The following is a 26,812-nucleotide window of genomic DNA, read 5'->3' as shown; positions in this document are numbered from 1 at the left end:
TCATGTTTCCAGCCCCCATTGAAAGCAAATCCATCGCCCGTCAGCGCCTGTATAAAATCATGGTGCCACTGGTGTTGTTCGTCTGGCTTTTGCCATTGATCGCGGTCTTCATGACCTCGATCCGCCCTGTGTCGGACATCAACTCAGGCAATGTCTTTGGCTGGCCAAGCCAGTTTCAGATGCTTGAAAACTACATGGCCGTGTTCCAGCGCTCCAAAGCGTTGCTGTACTTTTGGAACTCGATCAAGATCACGGTGCCAACGGTTATCATCTCGGTAAGCTTGGCCTGTCTTGCGGGCTATGCCTTGTCGATCTACCGCTTTCGCGGCTCGTTGACGTTGTTTTTCATCTTTGTGGCGGGCAATTTCGTGCCATTTCAAATCTTGATGGTGCCCGTGCGCAATCTGTCTGTCAGTGCTGGGCTTTACGATACCGTCTTGGGCTTGGTGTTGTTTCACGCGGCGTTTCAAACGGGGTTTTGCACGCTGTTCATGCGCAATTTCATCAAAGCGCTGCCATTCGATTTGATTGAGAGCGCGCGCATCGAAGGCATTGGCGAGTTCAAAATCTTTTGGCACATCGTCTTGCCGCTGGTGCGTCCGGCTGTGGCAGCCTTGAGTGTCTTGGTGTTCACATTCGTTTGGAACGATTTCTTTTGGGCGACTGTGCTAACCCAAGGTGAAGCGTCAAAGCCGATCACCGCTGGGGTGCGTGCGCTCAATGGACAGTTCGTGTCGCAGTGGCACTTGGTCTCTGCCGCGTCACTTTTGGCCGCGGTGCCGCCCGTGGCCTTGTTCTTCTTGATGCAGCGTCACTTTATTTCAGGCCTCACTCTTGGAGCCGTCAAATGATCCAAACTTGGCGCATTGATACGCCCGAGCAGACGCTTGTGTTGGCCGCAACTGACGCAAAGCTTGCGCGGGTTGTCTATTGGGGGCCCGTGCTGGCGCAGGGCACCGATCTGGGCGTGCTGGCGAATGCCAGCGCGCTTGATGTGGCCGCTGGGATGCTGGATGAAAACCCTGAGCTGTCCATTTGTCCTGAAGCGTCCCAAAGCTTTCCGGGGCAGGCGGGTCTTGTGGTGTTTGACACGACAGGCGCGCAGATTCATCCAAAGTTTCGCCAGACCGCGAGCGATCAAGAGGGCGCTTGCTTGCATTTGACCTATGCGGATGAGGTCCATGGTCTGACGTATGTTGCGACGTTCACGGCCAGTGCCGACACCAATATGATCGTGGCGCAGGCGTCTTTGACATCTCAAGCCCCAGTGCGTCTGCACTGGTTGGCCGCTCCTGTGATGCCCGCTTCGCAAGCTGCCAGCCATATGATCGACTACGCTGGTCGCTGGTGCGGTGAGTTTCAAGAGGTCAAAACGCTGTGGTCTGCGGGCATACGCCTGCGCGAAAATCTGACAGGGCGCACGGGGCATGAACATTTCCCTGCGCTTGTGGTGCCTGAACTGGATGGCACCTACACGCGCGGTGGCGCGCATGCGTTTCACTACGGCTGGTCCGGCGGTCACAGGATGGTGGCCGAAGAGCTGTCCGATGGCCGCCGCCAAGTGCAATTTGGTGCCGCCTCTGGCATTGAGAAAACTGCGGGTACAACATTTGAGACCGCCCAACTTTATCTGACCTATTCCGAACTGGGCATCAACGGATGTGCGGTCGCGTTTCAGCGCCACGCCCGCAAGCATATCGTCACATTCCCCGATCCCAATCGTCCGCGCCCTGTGCATTACAATTGCTGGGAATCTGTCTATTTCGATCACAATGTGCCAGAGTTGCAAGACATCGCCACCCGTGCGGCCGCTTTGGGCGCTGAGCGGTTTGTGTTGGACGATGGCTGGTTTGGTACCCGTGATGACGACACGCGTGCCTTGTCCGAATGGACTGTTGATGCGCGTAAATATCCCGATGGTTTAAACCCGCTGATTGATCACATTCATGCCCAAGGCATGAGCTTTGGCATCTGGTTCGAACCCGAAATGATCAACCCTGTGTCAACGGTTTATGATGCGCACCCCGAATGGGTTTTGGGCGATACAGATCAAATTCTGGGGCGCAATCAGATGGTGCTCAACATGGCGCTGCCTGAAGTGCGTGATTTCTTGTTTGGCCACATCGCAGCGATCTTGCGCACATTTGATGTGGATTACATCAAATGGGACCACAACCGCGTCTTGCCGCAGCCCGATGCGGCGCAAACACGCGGGACCTATCTGTTGCTTGATCAGCTGCGTGCCGCGTTTCCAAAGGTGGAAATTGAGAGCTGTGCCTCTGGTGGAGGGCGGATTGATTTCGGCATTTTGCAGCGCACCCAACGGGTTTGGCTGTCCGACAGCAATGACGCGCTGGAACGGGCTCGTATTCAACACAGCGCGTCGATGTTTTTACCGGCCAGCGTGACCGGCAGCCACGTTGGACCACGCCATTGCCATACCTCTGGTCGCGTGCACAGCATGGAATTTCGCGGCTGGATTGCCGCGCAACGGCATATGGGGTTTGAAATGGACCCACGCGAACTGACGAATGAGGAAGCAAAAACACTGACTGAAATTACTGCATGGTGGAAAGCCGAGCGCGCTTGGCTGATGCAGGCTGATATTCTGCGCTTGGACAGCCTTGATCCGTCTGTTTTGGCGGAACTGCACTTGGCGCAAGATGCACAAATATTCGCTGTGTTTGCCAATAAAATCGACAGCTCGCTGCAAACCCTGCCGCGTCCTTTGCGTTTGACGGGGTTGGACGCAGATGCGCTGTATCAGATCACGCTAGAGAACCGCGACGCGCAGAACCGCCTGTCGCGTGGGCCTGCGGTTTTAAAGCTGCATAACGTGACGCTGAGTGGGCAATATTTAATGCATCAAGGTCTTAATCTGCCGTGGAGCTTTCCCAATCAGACATGGGTGATCAAAGGGCTGCGTCAACCGTGATACTACGACCGCACAGCACGGACTTGATGTCTTAAACACATAAGATGCGCGGATGGTGATCCGCAGACGTCTTTAACTCTCAAAGGGATACCACTATGGATTACCAGTTTCATGACCTGAAAGACAAACATGTGTTCATCACCGGTGGTGGCTCAGGTATCGGTGCTGCCTTGACTGAGGGCTTCTTGGCGCAAGGGGCAAAGGTGAGCTTTGTGCAGCGCTCAGATGCCAGCGACTTTGTCGAGAAAATGCAAAAGGCGCATGGCGTCGCGCCCAGCTTTTTCGCCTGCGATTTGACCGACGTGGATGCGATCAAAACCAGCATGACAGAGGCGCAAAAGTGTCATGGCGATATCGATGTGCTGGTGAACAATGCCGGCAATGATGTGCGCCATTCGGTCGAAGACTTGACCCCAGACCAATGGGATTTCAACCATGCAGTCAATCTGCGCCCATATTTTTTCACTGCGCAATTTGTGGCGCCTTTTATGTCAAAAAATGGCGGCGGGGCGATCATCAATTACTCGTCGATCAGTTACATGATGGGCAACGAAGGCTACGCGGCTTATGTGACCGCCAATGCTGGCATCACCGGTTTGACGCGTGCTTTGGCGCGCGAGTTGGGCCCGCAAAACATTCGCGTCAATGCCATCGCCCCCGGTTGGGTTTTGACGCAAAAGCAATTGGATCAATGGGCCAGTCCAGAGGGTTTGCAAGACCACTTGGAGCGTCAATGTCTGAAAACCCATTTGGCACCAGAAGACATGATTGGCGGGACGTTGTTCTTGGCCTCGAGTGCCAGCAAGATGATGACAGGACAAGTCATGGTCATCGATGGCGGCGTGGTGGTGACAGGATGAGCACCGTCACTTGGATCGCGGTGGATTGGGGTTCTAGCAACCTGCGCATTTGGGCCATGGGCGCAGATGGCGCAGATGGTGCGGTGCTTGAGCGTATCACCACCGATCAAGGCATGTTGGAACTGACCAAAGATCAGTATGAGCCTGTGTTGCTGAGCCATATTGCGCCTTGGCTTGGGGATACTGCGATGCCTGTTGTGGCTTGCGGTATGCTTGGGTCGCGCCAAGGCTGGATCGAAGCCCCCTACGGAACTGTGCCTGTGAGCCCCGCGTCACAGACGGTGACAGTACAAACCCATGATCCGCGGATCGATGTACGCGTGATCGCAGGGCTGCAACAGCTTGAACCAGCCGATGTGATGCGGGGCGAAGAAACACAAATCGCGGGCTATTTGGCGCAAAATCCAAGCTATTCTGGCGTGCTGTGCTTGCCCGGAACCCATAGCAAATGGGTGGCTATTGATGCGGGTAAAGTCACGTCTTTTCAAACGGTTCTCACCGGTGAGTTGTTTAATCTCTTAGCGGATAAATCGATCTTGCGTCACAGCATGGGCGCTTGGGATGAAGCCAGTTTCTTGCAAGCCGTCGCGCAGAGTGCGCAATCGCCTGAGGCTTTGCTGACGGGGTTGTTCGGCCTGCGCGCGTCGCAATTGCTACGCGGGGATGACACCGGAAAATCGCGTCTGTCTGGCATGGTGATTGGCACGGAACTTGGGGCAACAAAAGCCTTTTGGCAGGGCAAAGAGACTGTCATCATAGGTGCCGGTGAATTGGCGCGTCTCTACGGGGCGGCGCTGCAGCAGCTGAATGCGACTGTAAAAGTGGAAAAGGTCGAAGAAATGACCCTTTCCGGATTGAAGACTGTCTATGAAAGTGTGTTCAAATGAGCCGAAATATCATTGCAATTCTACGCGGCGTTCAGCCGTCCGAGGTGCACGCCATTGCGCAAACGCTGATTGCGCAGGGGATCGATAAGATCGAAGTGCCGCTCAATTCACCTGATCCGTTCACCAGCATTGAGACCTTGGTGAGAGAATTTCAGGGTCAAGGAACATTTGGCGCAGGCACTGTTTTGACGACTGCAGATGTGGCGCGGCTTGCAGGCATAGGCGCGCAGATGATTGTATCGCCCAATTGTAATGTGGACGTGATCAAAGCCACCAAAGCGGCAGGCATGCTCAGTTTTCCAGGGGTGATGACGCCCACGGAATGTTTTGCAGCACTGGAAGTCGGTGCGGATGCGTTGAAGTTTTTCCCCGGTGAGCTTGTCGGCCCTGTGGGGCTGCGGGCCATGCGCGCGGTGTTGCCAAAAGACGTGGATTGCTTTGCTGTAGGTGGTGCCAAGGCCGAGACCTTTGGCGCTTGGGTGGACGCTGGGGCCACAGGCTTTGGTATCGGATCAGCGCTGTACCGTGTTGGCGATACCGCGGCGGATGTGGCGCAAAAAGCGGCGGATATGGTGCGCGCTTATGATGCCGTTTTATAGAGCCGAATTGGCATGAGTTTCGACCAGACACAGCGTTTGGCGTGGGGTCATCAAGATATAAAGTGAAGTTAGGATAACAGATGAAGCCAGAACTTGGGGTGTGCTATTACCCAGAACATTGGCCGCAAGACACTTGGGCACGCGACGCGGAGCGCATGATCGAGACGGGCCTGAAATGGGTGCGCATCGGCGAATTTGCTTGGTCGCGCTTGGAACAGGTCGAAGGCGTTCTTACGTGGGACTGGTTGGATCAAGCTGTTGAGGTCTTGGGCGCGGCAGGGCTTGAGGTCGTGATGGGCACGCCGACCGCCACGCCGCCGCGTTGGGTGTTGGACAAATACCCCGATATGTTGGCTGTGGACGCCCAAGGCCAGCCGCGCAAATTTGGCTCGCGGCGTCATTACTGTTTCTCGCATCTGGGCTACCGCGCTGAAGCGGCCCGTATGGCAAAAGCAATGGCTGAACGTTACGGGCGTAATCCGCATGTGACGGCGTGGCAGATCGACAATGAATATGGCTGTCACGAGACCACGATGTCATTTTCGCCAAACGCATTGCACGGGTTTCGCGATTGGCTGGCGCAAAAGTACCAATCGCCGCAGGCTTTGAACACGGCTTGGGGCAATATCTTTTGGTCCATGGAATACGACAGCTTTGACGCTGTTGATTTGCCGAACCTGACTGTGACGGAAGCCAACCCGTCGCATTGGTTAGATTTTCGCAGGTTCACCTCGGATCAAGTCGTCGCGTTCAACCGCGCACAGGTGGCTGCAATGCGGCCCCATACAGATGCGCCGTTGATCCACAATTACATGGGGCGGGTGTTGGACTTTGATCACTTCGCAGTGGGCGATGATCTGGAGATTGCCAGCTGGGACAGCTACCCTATGGGGTTTTTGGAACAAGTCTTGCTCGAAGAAGACGAGGCATGGAAAGCGCAGTACGCCAACCAAGGCGATCCTGATTTTCAGGGCTTTCACCACGATCTTTACCGCGCTGTCGGCAAAGGGCGTTGGTGGATTATGGAACAGCAACCGGGCCCTGTGAACTGGGCACCGTATAATCCGATTCCGCAAGACGGGATGGTCAAGCTATGGTCGATGGAAGCTGTGGCCCATGGGGCCGAAGTGGTCAGTTATTTTCGCTGGCGCCAAGCGCCGTTTGCACAAGAACAACTGCATGCAGGGCTGCTGCGCCCTGATAGTGTCAACGCGCAAGGCCAGATCGAGGCGCGCGCGGTGTATGAAGAGTTGCAGGTCTTGGGCGAGATCGAGCATCCCGACGCGGATGTGGCGATTGTGTTTGATTATGAGAGCCAATGGGCGTGGGACATCCAGCCCCAAGGGCAGGGGTTTGATTACTTCCGTCTGGTGTTCGAGCAATACCGCGCGTTGCGCAAGCTTGGCTTGAACGTTGATATTCTGCCTGCCACCACCACCGACTTTGGATCGCGCAAATTGGTCGTTATTCCGGGGCTTATGGCGTGGAATGACGGGCTTCGTGGCGCGATTGAACGCTTTGGTGGTCAGGTTATTGTAGGTCCTAGATCGGGTTTGAAAACGCCAGATATGCAAATTCCGCCAAGCCTTGGGCCTGATGTGGCGGGGGCCAAAACGGTACGGTTTGCGAGCCTGCGCCCGAACGTGCGTTTGGCCTTGCGCAATGGTGGGCATGTCATTCGCTGGTATGAAGAGATCGAGGCGGGTCATGTGGTCGAGACCACTCGAGACGGCTTGAACATCCTGTGCCAAGAGGGGCATGTGTCCTATTTGGCCGCTTGGTTGGATCAAGACGCTTACTTGCGCATTTTTGAGACGCTTTGCGGAGCGGCGGGTGTTGCCACAGAAAACCTGCCAGAAGGGTTGCGCAAGCGCAGCACCAAAGATCAGGCGCTGTATTTCAATTATTCAAATGCGCCCGTTGTGCATAGGGATATGGAATTGGCCTCTGGGTCCTACCTTTGGGTTGCGACCTCTGATAGCTAAGGGACTTCGCATGTAAATATTGGAGGCATTGAGCCGTGTAGAGTGCTCAATGCCCCAAGTGCGCTTTAAAGATCAATTTGTAAATGCGGCGTGCCATCGGATGTTTTCTCGGTGGATATGCCCAAAGGCCCCACAGTGCCGTTCACACGTTTGCGCAGGTTTGAAAAGCTGTCAAAGGTGACGACATCCACGGGTTGATCTAGGTCTAAGGACAAGCGAAACCAACCGGGGCGGGTCATTTCAACCGCGATGACTGTCGCCGTAAAGGGCTGCGACAGATATTGGCCTGAAACGCGTTCGCCAATGGCCCACCCCTGTGGCGGACGGTTTGAAATGGCGGCAAAAAAGCCGTTCCAACCACGATAACCATATGTATGCGCGATCTGCTCAAGCGCGCTTGCATGGCTGATTGCGTGGCCCTGATCGGCCAGATCATGTCGCAATTGCCTGGCTTGGGTTTTGGCCTCAGTCAGTGTTGGTAAGGTCGTGGTCATTGGAGATCCTCCGATGCAGTGTAAAACAGGCCCCAGCGCAGGCTTTTGCGCCGTGCTGTGCTGGCCAAGACGGATAGGGTGAGTACAAGCACCAAGACTTCGGTCATGGGACTTGTGATCCAGATGCCTATTTCGCCGATGCGCGCAGACAGGATAAACGTCAGGGGGATGGCAAAGAGATAGGGTTTCGATAGGCCCAACAGAGCGGCCCGTTTTGCATCGCCGATGGCTTGGAAATGCGCAGAGATCATCATCAAAGGCCCTGTGAGCACAAAGGCCGTGGTCATCACCGGCAAAATACGCGCCACTTCGGCTATGATGACAGGATCGCTGATAAAGGCTTGGCCGATTTGCACCGCATAGACATGCAAGACGACCTGTAGCGTGGCACAAAACACGAAAGCCACCGTCATAGCAAACATCAGACTGGCGTTGGACCGCTGCCATAGACGCGCGCCATAATTGTTGCCTGTTATGGTTTGCATCGCCAAAGACAGGCCCAGCATGATCAGATAGGCAAAGGTCATCACGCGGGTGATAATGCCGTAAGCTGAGACAGTGCTCTCATAGAGCGGGGTCTCGACCCATTGAAGTGCTGCCATGATAGAGGCCGACCCCAAAGCAAAGCCGATAAACCCAAGACTTTGCGGCGCGCCCAAGGCCAAGATGTCAGACCAAGCAAAGGTCAGGCGATGCTGGAACAGCGCAGAGAGACGCAACTCGGTTTTGCCACGCAGTCGGAATAAGATGATTATCCCCAAAGCCAGTGCTTGTGCCAAAGCCGTCCCGTAAGCCGATCCCGCGACGCCCATGTCCAACACAGCGATCAACACATAGTTGAAAGCGATATTGGCCAAAGACACCAAAAGGCTCATCGCGGCCATAAAACCCACACGGCCCTCATTGCGCAGAGTGTCAGATTGCACGGATAGGACAAACAACAGGGGAGAGACCATAACAGTGATCCCAAGATAGGTCAGACCCATCTGTGCGAGTGCGTCTATACCGCCAGAGGCCAAACGGGCTAAGGTCGCCCCAAAGACCACAAACAGCACGATAAGACAGGCACTGGCGAGAAAGGCCAAACCATGCGCGCCTGTAAAGACGGCACGGGCCTTATCCAGCTCATTACCGCCGATATGGCGCGCCATAAGGCTGGACATGCCGCTGGACACCAACGTCGAACAGGCAGCGATCAGCATATACAGCGGAAACATCAATGTGACGGCAGCCAGCGCGTTTGGCCCGACATAGTGACTGAGAAACATCGCATCAGCGACAGACAAAAGCCCGTTCATCGACATGACAAAGATAATAGGAAGAGCGGTTTTCGCGTAGGTCGCCCCTAAAGGAGCAGTTAGGAACGCGTTGGTAGAGATCTGAGACATAGCCAAGTGGCCCTCATGCAAAGATCGCGCAACTTCAGGACAGGTACCCGCGTTACCATCCGCGCGATATGCGAGGAGGATCACATAGTTTGTCGATTGCCAGAACTTCACCAAGACAGACATGTCAGCGGGCGGCAGGCGTCGGCGGCCTGAGGACGCAATAGCTGAGGTCTAGGTTTGCGTCAAGGGGAGGGCCTTTGTGTTCATCTGCATCAAGACCACAGGGATGCGAGCTATAGGGGAGCCATAGAGACGGGAGCGCCATACCCGTAGAGAGACGCACTTTAGGAAGGCGAGACGCATAGATAGGGGGAAGACACTTAGACAGTAGAGGGAACACCCTAACGTCAGTCCATTGATATGCCACGCGCTGGGCTAAAACCCTGATCTGACGGTTTTCATTTGCAAAGCCATCGGGTAGGGCAAGGCAAAGGCGGCTGTCAAGGTCGCTCACATGTTGACGCCTCTTGAGGAGCACCCCTATGACCATCACTCACCTTGTCACGCATTCCGGCGGTTTTCATGCAGATGAACTTTTGTCCTCTGTCGTGCTCACACGCCTGTTCCCAGACGCGGAACTCATGCGCACCCGTGATCGTCAATGGATCACCCCTGGCGCGGACAAGATCATCTATGATGTGGGTGGGGCCTTTGATGCCGAGGCTCAAATCTTTGATCACCACCAACGCCCCGGTCCTTTGCGCGATGATGAGCAGCCCTACAGTTCCTTCGGATTGATCTGGGCCCATTATGGTCGTGATTATTTGGTGGCGCTGGGCGTGCCTGAGACAGACGTAGAGGCGATCCATAACAAATTCGACGCCAAGTTCGTCTTGCCGATTGATCTGTTGGACAATGGCGCGATGGAACCTTCTGTGGCTGGGCCTTTGTCGATCATGACCCTGCCGTCGCTTTTGGGTAGCCTGAAACCTGTGTTTGATGACACATCGCCCACCGCCGATGACGATGCCTTTATGATGGCCTTGCCCATTGCGCGCAGCTTTGTTGAGGCGCAAATCCGCAATCTGGCCGCCAAGGCCCGTGCGCAAAGCATTGTTGTCGCCTCAATCGAAAAAGCGGGCACATCCCCCATTCTTGAGCTGCCGATGGGCATGCCGTATCGCTCTGCTTTGGATAAGGCTGAAGCCGATCACATCATGTTCGTGGTCAACCCGCGTGGTGACGACTGGATGCTTGGCGGGATCAAGCTGTCCAATGAAACGTTCGAGCAACGCGCCGATCTGCCTGCCGCTTGGGCGGGTCTGACAGATGCGAATCTGGAAGAGGCTTGCGGCGTCAAAGGTGCTAAGTTTTGTCACAACGCGCGCTTCATTGCTGTTGCCAACTCGCGTGAGGCGATCATGCAGATGGCTGATTTGGCGATTGCAGAGCTGGCGCGGGTTGCCGCCAATGGGCAAGACCTGTCTCAGAACGACGATTAATTTACATCACAGTGGGGCGTGCGGGGCTATCTTTCGTGGCTGCGCGCTCTGCGAATGATTCGCAAGTTGGGCGTTTGTATCGGTTGCGAATAGGACCAAACGGCTCTTGGAAAGGTCCATTTTTGCCGCCAGTTGCGAAAACCCCCACTTTAGTTGCGAATGGTTCGCAACTGCTTGACAATCTATTAGGACTGGATTTTACAGATGCGGAATATCACCTGAATATCACCTTTAGGAGCCATCATGAAAAATCGATCTGCATTCCAAGCTGTGACAGCAGTAAGCGTACTAGGTTTAAGTGTTGGGCTGATGCCACTTGGCGCGGCCGCTGAAGAGCGTTTGAAAGTTGTGACCACATTCACCGTACTGGCCGAAATGGCACAGAACGTAGCGGGGGATGCGGCAGATGTTGTGTCGATCACCAAACCAGGGGCGGAAATCCACGGATACCAACCCACGCCGCGCGACATTGTGCGGGCGTCTGACGCGGATCTGATCTTGTGGAATGGGTTGAATTTAGAGCTGTGGTTTGAGCAGTTTTTGGGCAACCTTGGTGATATCCCTTCTGTGACATTGACCGACGGGATTGAGCCGATCTCAATTTCCTCTGGTGCCTATGAAGGCAAAGCCAATCCGCATGCGTGGATGGGCTTGGACAATGCGATGATCTATGTCGACAACATCGCCGCCGCTTTGTCCTTAAACGATCCTGATAACATCTTGATCTATCTGAACAATGCAGCCGCATACAAAGACGATATTCGCGCGACTATTGCGCCGCTGAAAGCCCAGCTTGACGCGTTGCCTGAAGACAAACGCTGGCTTGTAACCTGCGAGGGCGCGTTTAGTTATTTGGCACGTGATTTTGGCCTGAAAGAACTGTATCTATGGCCAATGAACGCCGATCAAACGGGCACGCCACAACAGGTGCGCAGTGTGATCGATGGCGTGCGCGACAATGACATTCCTGTGGTGTTTTGTGAAAGCACGGTCAACACTTCGCCCGCCAAACAAGTCGCCCGCGAAACTGGTGCGCGTTATGGCGGTGAACTTTATGTCGACAGCCTAAGTGCAGCGGATGGACCCGTGCCCACCTATCTCGATCTTTTGCGCGTCACCGCGCAAACCGTGGTCGACGGTCTCACTTCGACCGCCAATTAAAGCATCTTTTATTTCAAAAGGACGATCCTCGTGACCCAGCCCCATTCCCCCCTGAACACGTCACCAAGCGGCGGTATCATGGCGCGTGATGTGACGGTGACTTACCGCAACGGCCATATGGCGTTGCATGACGCGAGTTTCGAAATCCCGCGCGGGACGATTACGGCACTTGTCGGAGTGAACGGCGCGGGCAAATCGACTTTGTTCAAGGCGATCATGGGGTTTGTGCCTGCGGCCAATGGTGAAATTTTGCTGCTGGGTAAAACCGTCAAAGAGGCTCTGCGCGAAAACCTCGTGGCGTATGTGCCGCAATCTGAAGAAGTCGATTGGGCTTTTCCCGTGCTTGTTGAGGATGTGGTGATGATGGGGCGCTATGGTCACATGGGGTTCTTGCGACATGCGCGCAAAGCCGATCACGCCGCCGTCGATGAAGCACTGCGCCGCGTCAACATGCTGGAGTTTCGCAAGCGCCAGATTGGCGAACTGTCAGGCGGGCAACGCAAACGGGTGTTTTTGGCCCGCGCTTTGGCGCAAGACGGTCAGGTGATTTTGCTGGACGAGCCTTTTACCGGCGTTGATGTGAAAACCGAAGAACAGATTATCACGCTCTTGCGCGAGCTGCGCGACGAGGGGAGGGTGATGTTGGTCTCGACCCATAATCTGGGCTCTGTTCCAGAGTTTTGTGATCGGACTGTGTTGGTCAAAGGCACGATCTTGGCTTACGGCACCACAGAAGAGGTCTTTACCCATGACAACCTAGAGCGCGCCTTTGGCGGCGTTTTGCGACACTTCACTTTGGGCGGTAATGAGCTGCATGACGATGACGACACCCGCGAGGTGCGTATCATCACCGATGACGAGCGGCCCTTTGTGATGTATGGCGACAAATCGGATGCGTCAAAAGAAGATGCGTCATGATCGATTTGTTGCTCGAACCATTCACCTATAGCTATATGTTCAACGCTATGTGGGTCTCTGCGCTGGTCGGTGGCGTTTGTGCTTTTTTGTCAGCATATCTGATGCTTAAGGGCTGGTCTTTGATCGGCGATGCGCTCAGCCATTCGGTCGTGCCCGGTGTGGCTGGGGCCTACATGCTGGGTTTGCCTTTTGCTTTGGGCGCTTTTGTGTCTGGCGGTTTGGCAGCTGCAGCGATGTTATTTTTATCCGAGCGATCCGGTTTGAAAATCGATGTGATCATAGGGATTATTTTCACGTCATTCTTTGGTCTTGGCCTGTTTATGGTGTCACTATCGCCTGTATCGGTCAGCATTCAGACCATCATCATGGGAAATATTTTGGCCATCACCCCCGAGGATACGCTACAATTGGTGATCATCGGCGTGGTCTGTCTGTTGGTGCTTTTGGCCAAGTGGAAAGACCTGATGGTGACGTTTTTCGACGAAACCCATGCGCGCTCTATCGGGCTTAAACCTGAACTGTTGAAGGCTGTGTTTTTCATGCTCTTGTCGGCGGCTATTGTGGCGGCGATGATGACGGTTGGCGCGTTTTTGGTGATCGCATTGGTGGTCACACCGGGGGCCACGGCCTATTTGCTTTGCGACAGATTTCCGCGCCTGATTGCGCTGTCCGTGTTCATTGGTGCCACGACTTGTTTCATCGGGGCTTACCTGAGCTATTTTTTAGACGGGGCCACGGGCGGGATCATCGTCGTGTTGCAAACGGTCGTGTTTTTGGTGGCTTTCGTTTTTGCGCCGAAACACGGCATCTTAGCCAGCAAACGCATCGCACGCGAAGCCATCGCGGCCCAAACGGCGGTGATGAAGGGGGACGCGAAATGATCGACACCCTGTTGCAACCGTTTCAATTTGTCTTCATGCAAAACGCCTTTTGGATCATCTTGCTGATCGCACCTCCTACCGCGCTATTGTCGTGCTTTTTGGTGCTCAAAGGCTGGGCCTTAATGGGGGATGCTGTCAGCCATGCGACCCTGCCGGGGATCGTTTTGGCTTGGATACTGGGTCTGCCGTTGATCGTCGGGGCCTTTGTGGCGGGCATGGCTTGCGCTGTTGCCACGGGATATTTATCAGATCATAGCCGCGTGAAAAAGGACACCGTGATGGGCGTCGTGTTTTCGGGCATGTTTGGCCTTGGCATCATTATGTACACCTCGATCACCACCAACGAGCATCTGGACCACGTGTTGTTTGGCAATATGCTGGGTGTGGGCGCGCAAGATCTGTGGACGGCTGGGATCATCGGCGCTTTGGTCACTTTGCTTTTGGGGCTGAAATGGCGCGATCTGTTATTGCATGCCTTTGATCCCGCGCAGGCGCAGGCCTCGGGGTTGAACACCAAATTGCTGCACTACGGATTACTGGCGGCTTTGTCGCTGACCATCGTTGCAACGCTCAGTGCAGTTGGCTTGATCTTGGCCGTGGCCTTGTTGGTCACGCCGGGGGCGATTGCATTCTTAGTGGCACGTAGCTTCGCGCCGATGATGTTTGTGTCTATGGCGGTTTGCACCTTTGCGATGTTTGCCGGCACCTATGTGAGTTTCTTTATTGACAGCTCGCCCGCGCCGACGATTGTGTTGATCCTGACGCTACTCTTTATCATCGCCTTTGTGCGCCGGATGCGGATCACGCGGCGGATGTCGCAGCGCGCAGCACTTTCTGGCTGATAAGGCGGCTTGGTCAGGTCGCGTGATCAGGCATATTCACTATTTTATGTTAAAAAAACGCCACATCGTTGTCATGCGGGGTTTAAACATTTCCGTTAGATGCACACCTGTATTCGTCTGAGAATGCGCATTTTTGAAGGTGTCCTCATGGTGGAAATTAATCCAATTGCATTTGTTTTAGGCTGTCTTTTTGAGCCATCCAAATCAGGTCTGCGCGCTTCATTGCGACGTATTTTTGCGCGGTCTGTATAATACGCGATCAGTATATTACGCGATCTGTATAATATTGAGAGTGCTTTTCACTCTCAATACGTTGATCTTGTGACCATTTTGCAGTTCAATGTTCGAAAGTTTTTCGCTTGAAGTAATATGAAATTAATACCTGAGATAAAAAATCAGGATTGACATACCTTATAGAAAAAGTCAGATACAGCATCACACACAAAGTGGTGATGCTGGTGTTGAACGTTTAAAGCCTTCGGGTGGTCATGTGTCATAGCTTGCGCGCCAAAATTTTAGAGCCGAGATCAAGGATAAAACATGAAACGCATGATGACCGCTTTCGCACTGGCAGCTTTGCCTGCGGCCCCCGCCCTTGCTGGCCCAGCAGAGGTTGTGACCACCTATTCAGATATCGCCGAGGCAGCATACGGTGACAGCCTAACCAAAGCCCAAGCCTTGAACGCTGCCATTGACACACTGATTTCTGCCCCGTCTGACGTTTCACTGGCCGCTGCAAAAGCTGCTTGGATCGAATCGCGCGTGCCATATCAGCAAACCGAAGCTTTCCGTTTCGGCAATCCAATTGTTGATGACTGGGAAGGCAAAGTAAACGCTTGGCCTTTGGACGAAGGCTTGATCGATTATGTTGATGCGGCTTACGGCGGCGCGACAGACGAAAATGAATTTGCAGCACTCAATGTGATCGCGACACCAAAATTCACACTTTCTGGTACTGAAATCGACGCAACGCATATCACACCTGAGTTGATAAGTGATGCGCTTCATGAAGCAGACGAAATCGAATCCAACGTTGCCTCTGGGTATCACGCGATTGAATTCTTGCTGTGGGGCCAAGACTTGAACGGCACAAATCACGGTGCAGGCAATCGTCCGTTTACAGATTATGCTGCGGGCGATGATTGCACCAACGGCAACTGTGATCGTCGTGCTGAATATTTGTCTGCGGCCTCTGATTTGCTTGTGTCTGATCTTGCATACATGGTGGCACAATGGGGCGCCGATGGAGAGGCACGCGCGGCTGTTACAACAGACCCTAAAGCGGGGATCACAGCTATTTTGACCGGCATGGGATCACTGTCTTACGGCGAGCAGGCAGGCGAGCGGATGAAATTGGGCTTGATGCTCAATGACCCTGAAGAAGAGCATGATTGTTTCTCAGACAACACTTATAACTCGCATTTCTACGACGGCCTTGGCATTCGTAATGTTTATGTGGGTGAATATGCGTCTGCATCTGGAAAAATCGTATCTGGCGAAAGCTTGCAAGATTTGTTGAACGCAGCGGATCCTGCTGTTGAGGCGGAATTGACCTCAGCGATCAACGCGACAATGGCAGAACTTGGCCAAATCAAATCGGCCGCTGAAGCTGGATTTTCCTATGATCAAATGCTTGAACGCGGCAACGCGGCAGGTGAGGCCTTGATCTTGTCTGCTGTGGATGCTTTGGTCGCGCAAACGCGGTCAATTGAACGTGCTGTGGCCGTTCTTGATTTGGACGGTGTGGGCATTGAAGGCTCTGATAGTCTTGATAACCCAACAGCCGTTTTCGAATAAACGCACCCCAATCAACAGCATAGGCGGGGATAGCTCTGCCTATGCTGACAATTTTGCTGCGTTTGTATAAGCACGCAGGGTCTTTAGGAATACGACTATGGCAGGCATCCGCCCACTCTTCGTCTCTCGTTCGCTCAGTTCTGTACTTGCCATGACATTGAGCAGCGCCCTGCCACTCGCGGGCTACGCAACACCAGATTTGACAGAACCCTATCTGAATATCGTGCCACGGACCGCATCTGAAGCGCAGCGCATTCAGTCAGCTACGACACCGACGCAGGACTTTTCCAAAGCTGAATCCTTTGAAGAAAACCCTGCAGGCAAGGCGACGACCCGAGCGCGCACGGATCATGACGCGTTTTCACAGTCCTCTGACTCTTTGAGCTTTGAGCAGGAATTGGACTTTAAGCTGGGCAATGGGTTGTTCAAAAAGCTTTGGGTGTCGTCTCCGTCATCGACTTTGGCCTCTGATGGATTGGGGCCTGTGTACAATGCGCGCTCGTGTCAGCGCTGCCATTTGAAGGATGGACGTGGCCACACGCCCGAAGGCGCGGACGACAGCCGCGTGTCGATGTTCTTGCGCCTTTCTGTGCCAACGCCAGATGACATGCCTTTGACTGAAATTGAAACCTATTTGGCCGCCCTTGATGGCGATGCCGCCACGCCGCGTACAGCGCCAGAGCCCACATACGGTGGCCAGTTGCAAGATTTGGCGATCCAAGGCCATGCCGCTGAGGCGCAGATGGATATCAGCTATACAGAGCAACACATCGCGCTGTCAGATGGCGAGGTCGCAAGCCTGCGCGTGCCAAGCTATAGCATGAGCGACGCTGGCTATGGCGACTTTGCCCCGGACGTTCAAATCTCGCCCCGTGTTGCCCCGCCAATGATCGGGCTTGGTCTGGTGGAAGCTATTCCTGTGGCTGATATTTTGGCCCGCGAAGATGTAGATGATGCCGATGGCGACGGCATTTCAGGACGCGCACAGGTGGTGTGGTCCAGCGAATTTAACACGCCTATTTTGGGGCGTTTTGGTTGGAAAGCGGGCCACGGCACTGTCAAGGAACAGTCCGCCGACGCCTTTGCTGGCGACATCGGTATTTCGTCGCCACTCGCCAAGCGTCCTTTTGGCGATTGTACTGAGGCGCAAGCTGAGTGCCGATCTGCCGTTCACGGTGATGGGGATGCACGTGGGGATGAGATCGACTCCGAAGGCCTTGATTTGGTTGCCTTCTATTCACGCAACTTGGCCGTGCCTGCGCGCCGCGATGTGGACGATCCACAGGTCTTGCAAGGCAAAGAGTTGTTCTACAACATTGGCTGTGCGTCCTGTCATACACCGAAATATGTGACCCATCGCCTTGAGGATGAGAAAAGCAAAGCGCAAAGTTTTCAGCTGATTTGGCCCTATTCTGATTTTCTATTGCACGATATGGGCGAAGGCTTGGCAGATGGCCGACCTGAGCTGCGGGCAACAGGAACCGAATGGCGCACACCACCGCTTTGGGGCATCGGTATGACCGAGCAAGTCTCTGGGCACACGCAATTTTTACATGACGGACGCGCGCGCTCTTTGTTAGAAGCGGTGCTGTGGCATGGTGGCGAGGCCCAAAGCGCCCGCGACACCGTGGTGGACATGCCAAGTGAAGATCGTGCGGCATTGGTCCGCTTTTTAGAAAGCCTATGATGATGACACCTTTTGTTCGAATACCGCTTAGCGCGTTTGCCACGTCGATTGTTTTATTTGCAGGGGGTGGCGCATATGCTGGCCCGCAGGCTGATGCTGTGGCGCGCGTTGTGACGCAGCATGCCGTTCCTGCGGTTTTGGACTTCTCGGCGCAAACAAAAGCCCTTGAGGTTGCGGCTAAATCCGATTGCACAGCAGGCGCGCTTGCGCCGGCCTACAATGCGAGTTTTGATGCGTGGATGGGGTTGCAACACCTGAACATCGGACCTGTTGAAGCCGATGCGCGGGGGCTGACAATTGCGTTTTGGCCTGATAAAAAAGGCATGATCCCCAAAGCGCTTGCTGCCCTGATCGCAGATCAAGATGCAGCTGTAGCAGACGCCAGTGAATTTGCTCATGTGTCTATCGCTGCACGTGGTCTTTTTGCCTTAGAATTTATGATCTTCGATGATACATTTAACGCTTATGATCAAGGCAGCTATTCTTGCGAATTGGTACAAGCCATCACCCATGATTTGGCTCAAACCGCAGATCATATCGCACAAGAATGGACCCGCGAAGATGGCTTTGCCGCAACTTTGACCACGGCAGGTGCTGCGAACAATCAACGATATTTGTCAGAAACTGAGGCGGCTCAGGCGCTCTACACAATGCTGCTCACGGGGCTGGAAAACTCCGCCGAGCAACGCATCGGTCGCCCCCTTGGCAGCTTTGAGAAACCACGCCCCAAACGTGCAGAAGCCTATCGATCTGGGCGATCTGCGCGTAACGTGATGTTGTCGGTGCTGGCCGCACGTGAGTTCGCCGCTGCAATGGCCCCCGAGACCCCACAAAAGACCCTCGAGATTTTGGACGAAGTCGTGACCAAACTGCAGGATTTGGATGACCCAAGCTTTGCCTCAGTGAGTGACCCTTTCGGGCGTCTCAAAATCGAAATCATCGGGCAGCGTATTGAGGCCGCAACAGATGCCATTGCCAATGATATAGGTGTGCCTTTGGGCATATCAGCAGGATTCAACGCATCAGACGGAGATTGACATGACTTCTCGCCGTGGATTTTTATTTGGGGCTGTGGCTGCCAGCGTGACGCCACGTTTAAGTTGGGCAGATGCAGGCAACCCAGCGTTCCTTGGGGCTGCTCGTGACAAAAATGGCGCGTTCGCTTTATATGGTTTAAGCGCAGAGGCGCAGATCCTGTTTCGTGTTGATCTGCCTGCGCGCGGCCATGCTTCGGCGGCACATCCTACCCGACCTGAGGCCGTGGCTTTTGCCCGCAGACCAGGCACTTACGCGCTTGTGATAGACTGTGTCGGTGGGCAGGTTTTGCACAAAATGCAAGCCCCTGAGGGACGCCATTTCATGGGGCACGGGGTGTTTGTGCAAGACGGCGATATCTTGGTCACCACCGAGAATAATTACGCCGAAGGCAAAGGCTGTTTGGGGCTGTGGCAGCGCAGCAAAGGCTACGCGCGGATCGCAGAGGTCGACAGTCACGGCATCGGCCCACATGAGATTCGCGCCATGTCAGACGACACGCTGGTTGTGGCCAATGGCGGGATTCTCACCCATCCAGATCACGGTGGTGGGCGTGACAAGCTCAACCTTGATACGATGCAGCCCTCATTGGCCTATTTGACGCCTCAGTTCGAGCTTGAGGAACAACATGTGTTGGCAGACGATTTGCATCACGCCTCGATCCGCCACCTTGCGCTGCATGATGGTTTGGTGGGGTTTGCGATGCAATGGCAAGGCGACCCTTTTGATATCGTGCCTTTGTTGGGGCTTCATCGACGCGGGGCTGAGCCGGTCTTGTGCGAGGCACCTTTGGCTGATCAGCTCTCGATGAAAGCCTATGCAAGCTCAGTCGCGTTCAACGGTGCAGGCTCTGAGCTGGCCATAACGTCATCCAAGGTTGGGCGAATTCATCGGTTCGACCCTGATGGCACGTTCTTGTCAGCCATCTCGCGGGCCGATGTCAGTGGGATCGCTCCAAAAGATCAAGGATATTTGGCCTCTGACGGGCAGGGCACATTGATGTCGATTGACATGGATATGCGCGTGCTAAACGCGGCCTCTGACTTGGCTTGGGACAATCACCTTGTGTCTTTGCCGCGCTTGGGGTGAAGTGTCTGCATGAAAAAAGAAATGTGGAACGTGAAGACCCCCTTCTTTCGCCCGATTTGGCGTAGGGCGGTGGCTTGTTTGACCTGCCTCGCCTGGGCTGGCGTTGAACTGGTCTATGGAAATGCGATGTTTGGTGCGCTGTTCTTGGTTGCTGGGGCCTATTTGGTTTATCAATTTTTTATCACATTCAACCCAAAGGATTTCACGCCGCCCCCGGAATCATAACTGAAGAAGGGGCTTCGCGCGAGACGCCCGTTTTTGGTTTCATAATTTTCGATGACGATGACGATGGTGCTGAGTCGGCGATTTAAATAAATTTTTCTAAAATTTGATGCAAAGCGGCAACAGGCCGAACGCACGCGCATTTATACCCCAGTTGATCTAGCAAAGGACCGTGCCGAAAATTAATTGTAACATTTTGTATTCAAAAGAATAAAATCATTGTGTGTCGAAAAAAACGTTATCGGTTTGCACGGACTTGAAAAACGAAAGATCATTGCGCAAATACAAGACTTCCGGCGCACTTGCAGCTCCTCGATGGTCTTAATAACATTCGAGTAACACTTCCGCGCTAACCATCAAAAAAGACAGATAAGAGGCAGGGACCGATGAGAGACCCAATTGATACATATATGAATACGCTTGTTCCGATGGTGGTCGAACAGACCAGCCGCGGTGAACGTGCATACGACATTTTCTCGCGCCTGCTCAAAGAGCGCATCATTTTTCTGAACGGCCCAGTGCACGATGGCATGTCATCGCTGATTTGTGCGCAGCTGCTGTTTCTTGAAGCGGAAAATCCGTCCAAAGAAATTTCGATGTACATCAATAGCCCTGGCGGTGTTGTGACGTCTGGCCTGTCGATTTACGACACGATGCAGTACATCCGTCCAAAAGTATCGACTTTGGTCATGGGGCAAGCAGCGTCTATGGGCTCCTTGCTCTTGACAGCCGGGGAAAAAGGCATGCGTTTCTCGCTGCCAAACTCACGCGTCATGGTTCACCAGCCTTCTGGTGGCTACCAAGGTCAAGCCACGGACATCATGATCCATGCGCAAGAAACACAAAAACTCAAAGACCGGTTGAACGAAATCTACGTCAAACACACCGGTCAAACAATGAAATCGGTTGTGGATGCACTTGAGCGTGACAACTTTATGTCGCCGCAAGACGCCAAAGAGTTCGGTCTGATCGATGATATCGTCGAAACACGCGAGCCTCTCGCCGAGAAAGACTAGTATTTTGCTGTCCTGCCCATGTCTAGCGCTTGGGCAGGATTTTGGCATTGTACCCGCAAATACGCTGCCTTACACTTTCATGTAACGGGCAAACTGGTTGGCCCTTATGTGGGCCAATTTTACGGAAATAGAAGGCGATTAGCCTTAGGGGATTGTAATGTCGAACTCGTCCAGTGGTGACAGCAAAAATACGCTCTATTGTTCTTTTTGTGGCAAAAGCCAACACGAAGTACGCAAGCTCATCGCGGGACCAACCGTATTCATCTGTGATGAATGCGTTGAACTGTGCATGGACATCATTCGTGAAGAAACCAAATCTACCGGTTTGAAAGCCTCCGAAGGTGTGCCGTCGCCCAAAGAGATTTCTGGCTTCCTTGATGATTATGTGATCGGTCAAACAACAGCCAAACGCGTGCTGTCTGTTGCGGTTCACAACCACTACAAGCGTCTCAATCACGCGAGCAGCGGTGCGGGCGATATCGAATTGTCAAAATCAAACATCTTGCTGATGGGGCCAACAGGCTGTGGTAAAACGCTTCTTGCTCAAACCCTTGCGCGGATTCTTGACGTGCCCTTCACTATGGCTGACGCGACAACCCTGACCGAAGCGGGCTATGTCGGTGAAGATGTCGAAAACATCATTCTCAAACTGCTTCAAGCCTCTGAGTACAATGTTGAACGTGCTCAACGCGGCATCGTGTATATTGATGAAGTCGACAAGATTACCCGTAAATCTGACAACCCATCGATCACGCGCGATGTGTCTGGTGAAGGTGTTCAGCAAGCCTTGCTGAAAATCATGGAAGGCACTGTGGCGTCTGTTCCTCCGCAGGGCGGTCGCAAACATCCACAACAAGAGTTCTTGCAGGTAGATACAACCAACATCTTGTTCATCTGTGGTGGTGCGTTTGCTGGGCTCGATCGCATTATCGCTCAGCGCGGTAAGGGCACATCCATAGGCTTTGGCGCGGACGTCAAAGAATCCGAGAATCTCGGTGCCGGTGAATTGTTGAGCGAACTTGAACCAGAAGATTTGCTAAAATTTGGCCTAATCCCAGAGTTCGTGGGGCGTTTACCGGTTCTTGCAACGTTGGAAGATCTCGATGAAGACGCCTTGATCACCATTCTGACGCAGCCTAAAAATGCCTTGGTCAAACAGTATCAGCGGTTGTTCGAGCTTGAGAAAACCAAACTGACATTCACTGAAGATTCACTGTCGGCCATTGCAAAACGCGCGATTGAGCGCAAAACAGGCGCACGCGGTTTGAGGTCTATCTTGGAAGACATCTTGCTCGACACGATGTTTGATTTGCCTGGAATGGACAACGTCAGCGAAGTTGTGGTGAACGAAGAAGCGGTTAACACCGATGCACAGCCTTTGATGATCTATTCAAAAGAAGATGTTAAGGAAGCAAGTGCAGGCTAAGTCTGGTTGCTGATATACTTAAAAAGGAGGCCCCAGTACGATTGTGCTGGGGCCTCCTTTTTTACAACAACGGCGTGATAGTGAAAAAGGGTGTGCTAGATTTCGCTTCCCTACCGTTCAAACGCCCCAATCCTCTGGACCTTGTCGTGACAATGGTTCATAGAAAGAGCAACGCAATTCGAAAGGCTTACCCATGGGCATCGTGAACTCAGTTCTCCGCGGGCTCGTCTGGTGGAAAGATCAGACGCTCGGCACGCAACTCTTCACATGGCGCAACGGCATCAAAGTTGGTGACGATGCGCAGGGCAACATCTATTACCGCAATAAGGACGACAGCAGACGCTGGGTGATCTTTAATGGTGAAATAGAAGCTTCGCGCATCAGCCCCGATTGGCACGGGTGGCTACATCAGACCTTTGATGAAGCTCCTGGCACAACGCCACTTGTGCACAAAAATTGGGAAAAACCACATCTTGCAAACCAGACTGGGACAGCTGAAGCCTACGCACCCGCTGGATCCATTCGTCGTGCACGCCCAGCGGGTCGTCGCGACTATGAGGCATGGCAGCCCGAATAAATGTCTGAAAACACAACAGAAATCGCCGTTGGGGCCGGAGTTCTTGCGCTTGCGCTCGGTTTTTTGGTCTATGCAGGTCAAGTCACTGGGTTTTCCACCGGCTCAGATGATCGTTATATGCTGACCGCGTCTTTTCGGTCAGCCGAAGGCGTGAGCGTCGGTACAGATGTCCGTTTGGCTGGTGTCAAAGTCGGTTCGATTTCTGATTTGACATTGAATCGGGATACCTTTCGCGCAGAAGCTGCTTTGTCTTTGGATCGCGGTATCGTTTTGCCCGATGACACAGCCGCGATGATTGCTTCAGAAGGCCTTCTTGGTGGCAATTTTATCGAGCTAGTGCCTGGCGGATCGGCTTTTAATTTTGAAGATGGTCAAGTGATTGCTGATACTCAGGGGTCAGTGAGTCTGATCAATCTGTTGTTGAAATTTGTCACTGCCAGCAGCGGCGGTAGTGAATAATGCGTGCCGGCCTCGTCGTTACTTTGGCCTTGGCTGTGTCGATAAACACGCCCGCTTGGGCGCAAGACAATGGTCTTGGCGAGGACTTTCAGACTGGTATTGACCAAATTCTAGTTCAGCCTTTAGATGACAGCGGTATTGGCTTTGGTGGCGACGGGTTGTCGTTGGAAGATCTCCAAAGGCTTCCCGAAGCTGGATTTCAGCAAGAGCTGCGCGACATCACCACTGAAACACAAGTGAAGGTGACAGAGGGCACAGGTGTAAATCTGCGTGCGCTTGATAAGCTTACAGGCGAAGTCAAAGATCTTACCATTGCGACGGGTCAACCAGCCGTTTTTGGTCGTATTTCCATCTATCTTGCTGATTGTCGTTACCCAGAGGGAAACCGATCAGGCGATGCATACGCATACTTGATGGTGCACGCCCAAGGTGTTGATGAACCTGTGTTTTCTGGCTGGATGGTCTCGTCCAGCCCCGCGCTGAATGCGATGGATCATGCGCGTTATGACATCTGGCCGTTGACCTGCAGCACGTCTTGAGGCGTGAGGGCGGCAGGTAAGGCATCGATATCGGCGCGATGTACAAGCGCCTCCTCCAATAATTCGTGATAATCTGCACGCGGTATTTCAATGGCGCCGAGGGATGCCAAATGCGGCGTGATGAACTGTGTGTCGAACAAAGTAAACCCCGTGGCGCGTAGCCGGGCGACCATATAGGCCAAGGCCACTTTTGACGCGTCTGTACGTCGCGAAAACATGCTTTCGCCAAAGAATGCAGTGCCAAGTGTCAGGCCGTAGACGCCACCAACAAGTGCATCTCCCTCATAGACTTCCAGAGAGTGACAAAACTTCATCGCGTGCAGTTGTCGGTAAAGATCAAAGATCGTGGCGTTGATCCAAGTTTCGGGGCGATCTGCACAACCTTCGACAACAGCGTCAAAATTGGTGTTGAAGCAGATCGAAAAACGCTCAGACCTGATGGTTTTGGCCAAAGACTTTGAGATGTGAAACCCATCGAGCGGAAATATTCCGCGATCAGTTGGATCCACCCAATACAGATCCGGGTCATCACGGCTGTCAGACATCGGAAAGACGCCGTTGGCATAGGCGTTGAGCATCATCTGCGGTGTCAGGGTCACGTGGTCCATAGAGTTTCTATGTATCGCTTTGAGGAACATGTAATAGGAAAAGAAAAGGCCGCCCGAAGGCGACCTTATCAATGTTTGAACAAAGCCTTAGCTTAGGTTCTTCTCAAGCCATTTTTCCAGCCAGTGGATATTGTAGTTGCCGGTTTGGACATCTTCTTCTTGCAAGAGCATGTCAAACAACGGGATCGTGGTTTCAACGCCATCAACAATCAACTCGCCCAATGCGCGGTGCAAACGCGCCAATGCTTCTGGACGGTTGCGCCCATGCACGATGAGTTTGCCGATCAAGCTGTCGTAATAAGGCGGGATCGAATAGCCGTCATACAATGCGCTGTCCATACGCACGCCAAGCCCACCCGGGGCGTGGTATTGCGTGATTTTGCCGGGGCATGGCGAGAAGTTTGGTAGCTTCTCTGCATTGATTCGCACTTCGATAGCATGGCCATTGAGCACCAGTTCGTCTTGGGTAAAAGACAGTTTTTCTCCGGCAGCAACACGGATCTGTTCGCGCACCAAGTCTTGGCCAAAGATGGCTTCGGTTACAGGGTGTTCCACCTGTAAACGGGTGTTCATCTCAATAAAGAAGAACTCGCCGTCCTCGTACAAGAACTCGACAGTGCCAGCGCCTTTGTAACCCATTTTTGCGATCGCATTGGCACATATGCCACCGATTCGAGCGCGTTCTTCTGGCGTTATGCTGGGGCCTGGGGCCTCTTCGAAGACCTTTTGGTGACGACGTTGCAAAGAGCAATCGCGTTCGCCCAAATGCACACCACCGCCTTGGCCATCGCCAAAGACTTGTATTTCGATGTGACGTGGTTTCTGGAGATATTTCTCCATGTAGACTTCGTCATTGCCGAAGGCGGCTTTGGATTCCGAACGGGCTGTACGAAAAGATGTTTCCAGCTCGTCTTCATTGAGCGCCACTTTCATGCCGCGACCACCGCCGCCAGCTGTGGCTTTGATGATGACAGGGTAACCCATTTCGGCAGCCGCTTTTTTCGCAGAAGCGACATCAGGCACGCCACCGTCAGATCCAGGCACAATGGGAATACCCAAGATTTGTGCGGTTTCTTTGGCGGTAATTTTGTCACCCATTTGGCGGATGTGTTCGGCAGAGGGGCCAATGAACGTCAAGCCGTGATCTTCGACGATTTGAACAAAGGCTGCATTTTCAGACAGAAAGCCGTAACCAGGGTGAATCGCTTGAGCGCCAGTGATTTCACACGCGGCGATGATCGCAGGGAAGCTCAAGTATGAATCAGTGGACGAATTTGGACCAATGCACACAGCTTCGTCAGCCATGCGCACGTGCATTGCATCGGCATCGGCTGTTGAGTGAACTGCGACGGATTTGATGCCCATTTCACGACAAGCGCGGATCACGCGAAGCGCGATTTCACCGCGGTTGGCAATGAGAATTTTATCGAACATGTGGGCGCCCACCTATTCGATGATCATCAAAGGAGCACCAAATTCGACTGGCGTTCCGTCATCCACAAGCACACGTTTCACTGTGCCGGATTTTGGCGCAGGGATATGGTTCATGGTTTTCATAGCTTCAATGATCATCAGGGTTTGACCCTCAGTGACCTGATCGCCGATTTTCACGAAAGGCGCAGAGCCCGGTTCGGCGGATAGGTAGGCTGTGCCAACCATTGGGGAGGGCACTGCGTTTGGATCGTTTGATGGATCCGCTGCTGCTGCAGGTGTTGCTAATGGTGCGGCGGCAGGCGCTGCAGCTGCAACGGGGGCTGCGGCAACAGATTGGACAATTTGCTGAACTGGAAGCTGGCGGCTGACGCGGACATTCAGACTGTCACTGTCGCCGTATTCACGCATCACTTCAAGTTCTGTGAGATCATTCGCAGTGAGCAATTCTGCCAGTGCTTGAATGAATTTTACATCGGAATCGTTTGTCTTGGTCATGTTACTTAACCCAATCTAGCCGCTTGTATCGCGGAT

General features: G+C 53.4%; 26 protein-coding genes. 21 read left to right on the top strand and 5 right to left on the bottom strand.

Annotated elements, in window-relative coordinates:
• Window positions 1-2: 2 nt before the first annotated feature.
• The 6 genes from WNY38_RS16315 to WNY38_RS16290 all read left to right on the top strand — a co-directional run bounded on the left by WNY38_RS16315 (window position 3) and on the right by WNY38_RS16290 (window position 7,266).
• Window positions 3-851 (top strand): carbohydrate ABC transporter permease, encoded by an 849-nt coding sequence (locus tag WNY38_RS16315; protein ID WP_342858424.1) that lies wholly within the window; start codon window positions 3-5, stop codon window positions 849-851.
• Window positions 848-2,935 (top strand): alpha-galactosidase, encoded by a 2,088-nt coding sequence (locus WNY38_RS16310; protein ID WP_342858423.1) that lies wholly within the window; start codon window positions 848-850, stop codon window positions 2,933-2,935. The genes WNY38_RS16315 and WNY38_RS16310 overlap by 4 nt, the downstream gene beginning before the upstream one ends.
• 95 nt (window positions 2,936-3,030) lie before the next feature.
• The gene (locus tag WNY38_RS16305; protein ID WP_342858422.1) at window positions 3,031-3,795 is read left to right on the top strand and encodes an SDR family oxidoreductase; all 765 of its coding nucleotides are present in this window, start codon (window positions 3,031-3,033) and stop codon (window positions 3,793-3,795) included.
• The gene (locus tag WNY38_RS16300) at window positions 3,792-4,682 is read left to right on the top strand and encodes a 2-dehydro-3-deoxygalactonokinase (RefSeq protein ID WP_342858421.1); all 891 of its coding nucleotides are present in this window, start codon (window positions 3,792-3,794) and stop codon (window positions 4,680-4,682) included. Before WNY38_RS16305 ends, WNY38_RS16300 begins: the two co-directional genes overlap by 4 nt.
• Window positions 4,679-5,281: a 2-dehydro-3-deoxy-6-phosphogalactonate aldolase gene (locus WNY38_RS16295; protein WP_342858420.1), complete on the top strand. Its 603-nt coding sequence runs from the start codon at window positions 4,679-4,681 to the stop codon at window positions 5,279-5,281. Before WNY38_RS16300 ends, WNY38_RS16295 begins: the two co-directional genes overlap by 4 nt.
• An 80-nt stretch (window positions 5,282-5,361) precedes the next feature.
• The gene (locus tag WNY38_RS16290; protein WP_342858419.1) at window positions 5,362-7,266 is read left to right on the top strand and encodes a beta-galactosidase; all 1,905 of its coding nucleotides are present in this window, start codon (window positions 5,362-5,364) and stop codon (window positions 7,264-7,266) included.
• Between the two features lie 65 nt (window positions 7,267-7,331).
• Here WNY38_RS16290 and WNY38_RS16285 read toward each other — a convergent pair whose 3' ends face one another.
• Together WNY38_RS16285 and WNY38_RS16280 are read right to left on the bottom strand one after the other, a co-directional pair.
• A complete protein-coding gene (locus tag WNY38_RS16285) occupies window positions 7,332-7,760 on the bottom strand; it encodes a glyoxalase superfamily protein (protein WP_342858418.1) in 429 nt (142 codons plus the stop codon).
• On the bottom strand, window positions 7,757-9,148 hold the full coding sequence (locus WNY38_RS16280) for an MATE family efflux transporter (protein WP_342858417.1): 1,392 nt from the start codon (window positions 9,146-9,148) through the stop codon (window positions 7,757-7,759). Before WNY38_RS16280 ends, WNY38_RS16285 begins: the two co-directional genes overlap by 4 nt.
• A 482-nt stretch (window positions 9,149-9,630) precedes the next feature.
• Here WNY38_RS16280 and WNY38_RS16275 point away from each other — a divergent pair, with 482 nt between their 5' ends.
• From WNY38_RS16275 to WNY38_RS16205, 15 genes are all read left to right on the top strand, one after another.
• Complete coding sequence (locus tag WNY38_RS16275) at window positions 9,631-10,590, top strand: MYG1 family protein (protein WP_342858416.1); 960 nt, start codon at window positions 9,631-9,633, stop codon at window positions 10,588-10,590.
• 309 nt (window positions 10,591-10,899) lie between these two features.
• Window positions 10,900-11,751: a metal ABC transporter substrate-binding protein gene (locus WNY38_RS16270; protein ID WP_342858452.1), complete on the top strand. Its 852-nt coding sequence runs from the start codon at window positions 10,900-10,902 to the stop codon at window positions 11,749-11,751.
• A gap of 78 nt (window positions 11,752-11,829) precedes the next feature.
• On the top strand, window positions 11,830-12,669 hold the full coding sequence (locus tag WNY38_RS16265; RefSeq protein WP_342858451.1) for a manganese/iron ABC transporter ATP-binding protein: 840 nt from the start codon (window positions 11,830-11,832) through the stop codon (window positions 12,667-12,669).
• A complete protein-coding gene (locus WNY38_RS16260; protein ID WP_342858415.1) occupies window positions 12,666-13,550 on the top strand; it encodes a metal ABC transporter permease in 885 nt (294 codons plus the stop codon). Before WNY38_RS16265 ends, WNY38_RS16260 begins: the two co-directional genes overlap by 4 nt.
• The gene (locus WNY38_RS16255) at window positions 13,547-14,392 is read left to right on the top strand and encodes a metal ABC transporter permease (protein WP_342858414.1); all 846 of its coding nucleotides are present in this window, start codon (window positions 13,547-13,549) and stop codon (window positions 14,390-14,392) included. The genes WNY38_RS16260 and WNY38_RS16255 overlap by 4 nt, the downstream gene beginning before the upstream one ends.
• A 540-nt stretch (window positions 14,393-14,932) precedes the next feature.
• The gene (locus WNY38_RS16250) at window positions 14,933-16,189 is read left to right on the top strand and encodes an imelysin family protein (RefSeq protein ID WP_342858413.1); all 1,257 of its coding nucleotides are present in this window, start codon (window positions 14,933-14,935) and stop codon (window positions 16,187-16,189) included.
• Between the two features lie 151 nt (window positions 16,190-16,340).
• Window positions 16,341-17,876 (top strand): di-heme oxidoredictase family protein, encoded by a 1,536-nt coding sequence (locus tag WNY38_RS16245; RefSeq protein ID WP_342858450.1) that lies wholly within the window; start codon window positions 16,341-16,343, stop codon window positions 17,874-17,876.
• Entirely contained in the window at window positions 17,873-18,913 is a 1,041-nt protein-coding gene (locus WNY38_RS16240) for an imelysin family protein (RefSeq protein WP_342858412.1), read from the top strand. Before WNY38_RS16245 ends, WNY38_RS16240 begins: the two co-directional genes overlap by 4 nt.
• A 1-nt stretch (window position 18,914) precedes the next feature.
• A complete protein-coding gene (locus WNY38_RS16235; protein ID WP_342858411.1) occupies window positions 18,915-20,000 on the top strand; it encodes a DUF1513 domain-containing protein in 1,086 nt (361 codons plus the stop codon).
• Window positions 20,001-20,009: 9 nt separating this feature from the next.
• Window positions 20,010-20,225 carry a hypothetical protein gene (locus WNY38_RS16230; protein WP_342858410.1) on the top strand — a complete coding sequence of 72 codons (216 nt, stop codon included), beginning with the start codon at window positions 20,010-20,012 and terminating at the stop codon, window positions 20,223-20,225.
• A 383-nt stretch (window positions 20,226-20,608) separates the two neighbouring features.
• Complete coding sequence (locus tag WNY38_RS16225) at window positions 20,609-21,238, top strand: ATP-dependent Clp protease proteolytic subunit (RefSeq protein ID WP_342858409.1); 630 nt, start codon at window positions 20,609-20,611, stop codon at window positions 21,236-21,238.
• Between the two features lie 157 nt (window positions 21,239-21,395).
• Window positions 21,396-22,664, top strand: coding sequence for an ATP-dependent Clp protease ATP-binding subunit ClpX (gene clpX / locus WNY38_RS16220; RefSeq protein WP_342858408.1), 1,269 nt, complete (start codon window positions 21,396-21,398; stop codon window positions 22,662-22,664).
• Between the two features lie 193 nt (window positions 22,665-22,857).
• Window positions 22,858-23,241: an NADH:ubiquinone oxidoreductase subunit NDUFA12 gene (locus WNY38_RS16215; protein ID WP_342858407.1), complete on the top strand. Its 384-nt coding sequence runs from the start codon at window positions 22,858-22,860 to the stop codon at window positions 23,239-23,241.
• Window positions 23,242-23,700: an outer membrane lipid asymmetry maintenance protein MlaD gene (gene mlaD, locus WNY38_RS16210; protein ID WP_342858406.1), complete on the top strand. Its 459-nt coding sequence runs from the start codon at window positions 23,242-23,244 to the stop codon at window positions 23,698-23,700.
• A complete protein-coding gene (locus tag WNY38_RS16205; protein WP_342858405.1) occupies window positions 23,700-24,239 on the top strand; it encodes a DUF2155 domain-containing protein in 540 nt (179 codons plus the stop codon). Before mlaD ends, WNY38_RS16205 begins: the two co-directional genes overlap by 1 nt.
• On the opposite strand, the gene aat is transcribed toward WNY38_RS16205, so the two are convergent.
• From aat to accB, 3 genes are all read right to left on the bottom strand, one after another.
• A complete protein-coding gene (gene aat / locus WNY38_RS16200; RefSeq protein ID WP_342858404.1) occupies window positions 24,203-24,847 on the bottom strand; it encodes a leucyl/phenylalanyl-tRNA--protein transferase in 645 nt (214 codons plus the stop codon). The genes WNY38_RS16205 and aat overlap by 37 nt on opposite strands.
• A gap of 87 nt (window positions 24,848-24,934) precedes the next feature.
• Complete coding sequence (accC, locus tag WNY38_RS16195; protein WP_342858403.1) at window positions 24,935-26,281, bottom strand: acetyl-CoA carboxylase biotin carboxylase subunit; 1,347 nt, start codon at window positions 26,279-26,281, stop codon at window positions 24,935-24,937.
• 12 nt (window positions 26,282-26,293) lie between these two features.
• Window positions 26,294-26,776, bottom strand: a complete 483-nt coding sequence (gene accB, locus WNY38_RS16190) for an acetyl-CoA carboxylase biotin carboxyl carrier protein (RefSeq protein ID WP_342858402.1) — start codon at window positions 26,774-26,776, stop codon at window positions 26,294-26,296.
• Between the last annotated feature and the right edge of the window lie 36 nt (window positions 26,777-26,812).

The organism is Pacificibacter sp. AS14, assembly GCF_038899935.1.
Lineage (GTDB): Bacteria > Pseudomonadota > Alphaproteobacteria > Rhodobacterales > Rhodobacteraceae > Celeribacter.
The sequence above is the reverse complement of the archived record's forward strand: the minus strand, read 5'-3'. Positions and strand labels throughout refer to the sequence as shown.

Bases quoted from the DNA above. Each gene is read 5' to 3' on its own strand.
- WNY38_RS16250 (WP_342858413.1), top strand. From the start codon at position 14,933: ATGAAACGCATGATGACCGCTTTCGCACTGGCAGCTTTGCCTGCGGCC.
- WNY38_RS16300 (WP_342858421.1), top strand. From the start codon at position 3,792: ATGAGCACCGTCACTTGGATCGCGGTGGATTGGGGTTCTAGCAACCTG.
- WNY38_RS16295 (WP_342858420.1), top strand. From the start codon at position 4,679: ATGAGCCGAAATATCATTGCAATTCTACGCGGCGTTCAGCCGTCCGAG.
- WNY38_RS16270 (WP_342858452.1), top strand. From the start codon at position 10,900: ATGCCACTTGGCGCGGCCGCTGAAGAGCGTTTGAAAGTTGTGACCACA.
- WNY38_RS16205 (WP_342858405.1), top strand. From the start codon at position 23,700: ATGCGTGCCGGCCTCGTCGTTACTTTGGCCTTGGCTGTGTCGATAAAC.
- accB (WP_342858402.1), bottom strand. From the start codon at position 26,776: ATGACCAAGACAAACGATTCCGATGTAAAATTCATTCAAGCACTGGCA.
- WNY38_RS16225 (WP_342858409.1), top strand. From the start codon at position 20,609: ATGAGAGACCCAATTGATACATATATGAATACGCTTGTTCCGATGGTG.
- WNY38_RS16245 (WP_342858450.1), top strand. From the start codon at position 16,341: ATGACATTGAGCAGCGCCCTGCCACTCGCGGGCTACGCAACACCAGAT.
- WNY38_RS16235 (WP_342858411.1), top strand. From the start codon at position 18,915: ATGACTTCTCGCCGTGGATTTTTATTTGGGGCTGTGGCTGCCAGCGTG.
- WNY38_RS16315 (WP_342858424.1), top strand. From the start codon at position 3: ATGTTTCCAGCCCCCATTGAAAGCAAATCCATCGCCCGTCAGCGCCTG.
- WNY38_RS16215 (WP_342858407.1), top strand. From the start codon at position 22,858: ATGGGCATCGTGAACTCAGTTCTCCGCGGGCTCGTCTGGTGGAAAGAT.
- WNY38_RS16305 (WP_342858422.1), top strand. From the start codon at position 3,031: ATGGATTACCAGTTTCATGACCTGAAAGACAAACATGTGTTCATCACC.
- WNY38_RS16310 (WP_342858423.1), top strand. From the start codon at position 848: ATGATCCAAACTTGGCGCATTGATACGCCCGAGCAGACGCTTGTGTTG.
- WNY38_RS16275 (WP_342858416.1), top strand. From the start codon at position 9,631: ATGACCATCACTCACCTTGTCACGCATTCCGGCGGTTTTCATGCAGAT.
- accC (WP_342858403.1), bottom strand. From the start codon at position 26,281: ATGTTCGATAAAATTCTCATTGCCAACCGCGGTGAAATCGCGCTTCGC.
- WNY38_RS16265 (WP_342858451.1), top strand. From the start codon at position 11,830: ATGGCGCGTGATGTGACGGTGACTTACCGCAACGGCCATATGGCGTTG.
- mlaD (WP_342858406.1), top strand. From the start codon at position 23,242: ATGTCTGAAAACACAACAGAAATCGCCGTTGGGGCCGGAGTTCTTGCG.
- WNY38_RS16230 (WP_342858410.1), top strand. From the start codon at position 20,010: ATGAAAAAAGAAATGTGGAACGTGAAGACCCCCTTCTTTCGCCCGATT.
- WNY38_RS16280 (WP_342858417.1), bottom strand. From the start codon at position 9,148: ATGTCTCAGATCTCTACCAACGCGTTCCTAACTGCTCCTTTAGGGGCG.
- aat (WP_342858404.1), bottom strand. From the start codon at position 24,847: ATGGACCACGTGACCCTGACACCGCAGATGATGCTCAACGCCTATGCC.
- clpX (WP_342858408.1), top strand. From the start codon at position 21,396: ATGTCGAACTCGTCCAGTGGTGACAGCAAAAATACGCTCTATTGTTCT.
- WNY38_RS16260 (WP_342858415.1), top strand. From the start codon at position 12,666: ATGATCGATTTGTTGCTCGAACCATTCACCTATAGCTATATGTTCAAC.
- WNY38_RS16285 (WP_342858418.1), bottom strand. From the start codon at position 7,760: ATGACCACGACCTTACCAACACTGACTGAGGCCAAAACCCAAGCCAGG.
- WNY38_RS16240 (WP_342858412.1), top strand. From the start codon at position 17,873: ATGATGATGACACCTTTTGTTCGAATACCGCTTAGCGCGTTTGCCACG.
- WNY38_RS16255 (WP_342858414.1), top strand. From the start codon at position 13,547: ATGATCGACACCCTGTTGCAACCGTTTCAATTTGTCTTCATGCAAAAC.
- WNY38_RS16290 (WP_342858419.1), top strand. From the start codon at position 5,362: ATGAAGCCAGAACTTGGGGTGTGCTATTACCCAGAACATTGGCCGCAA.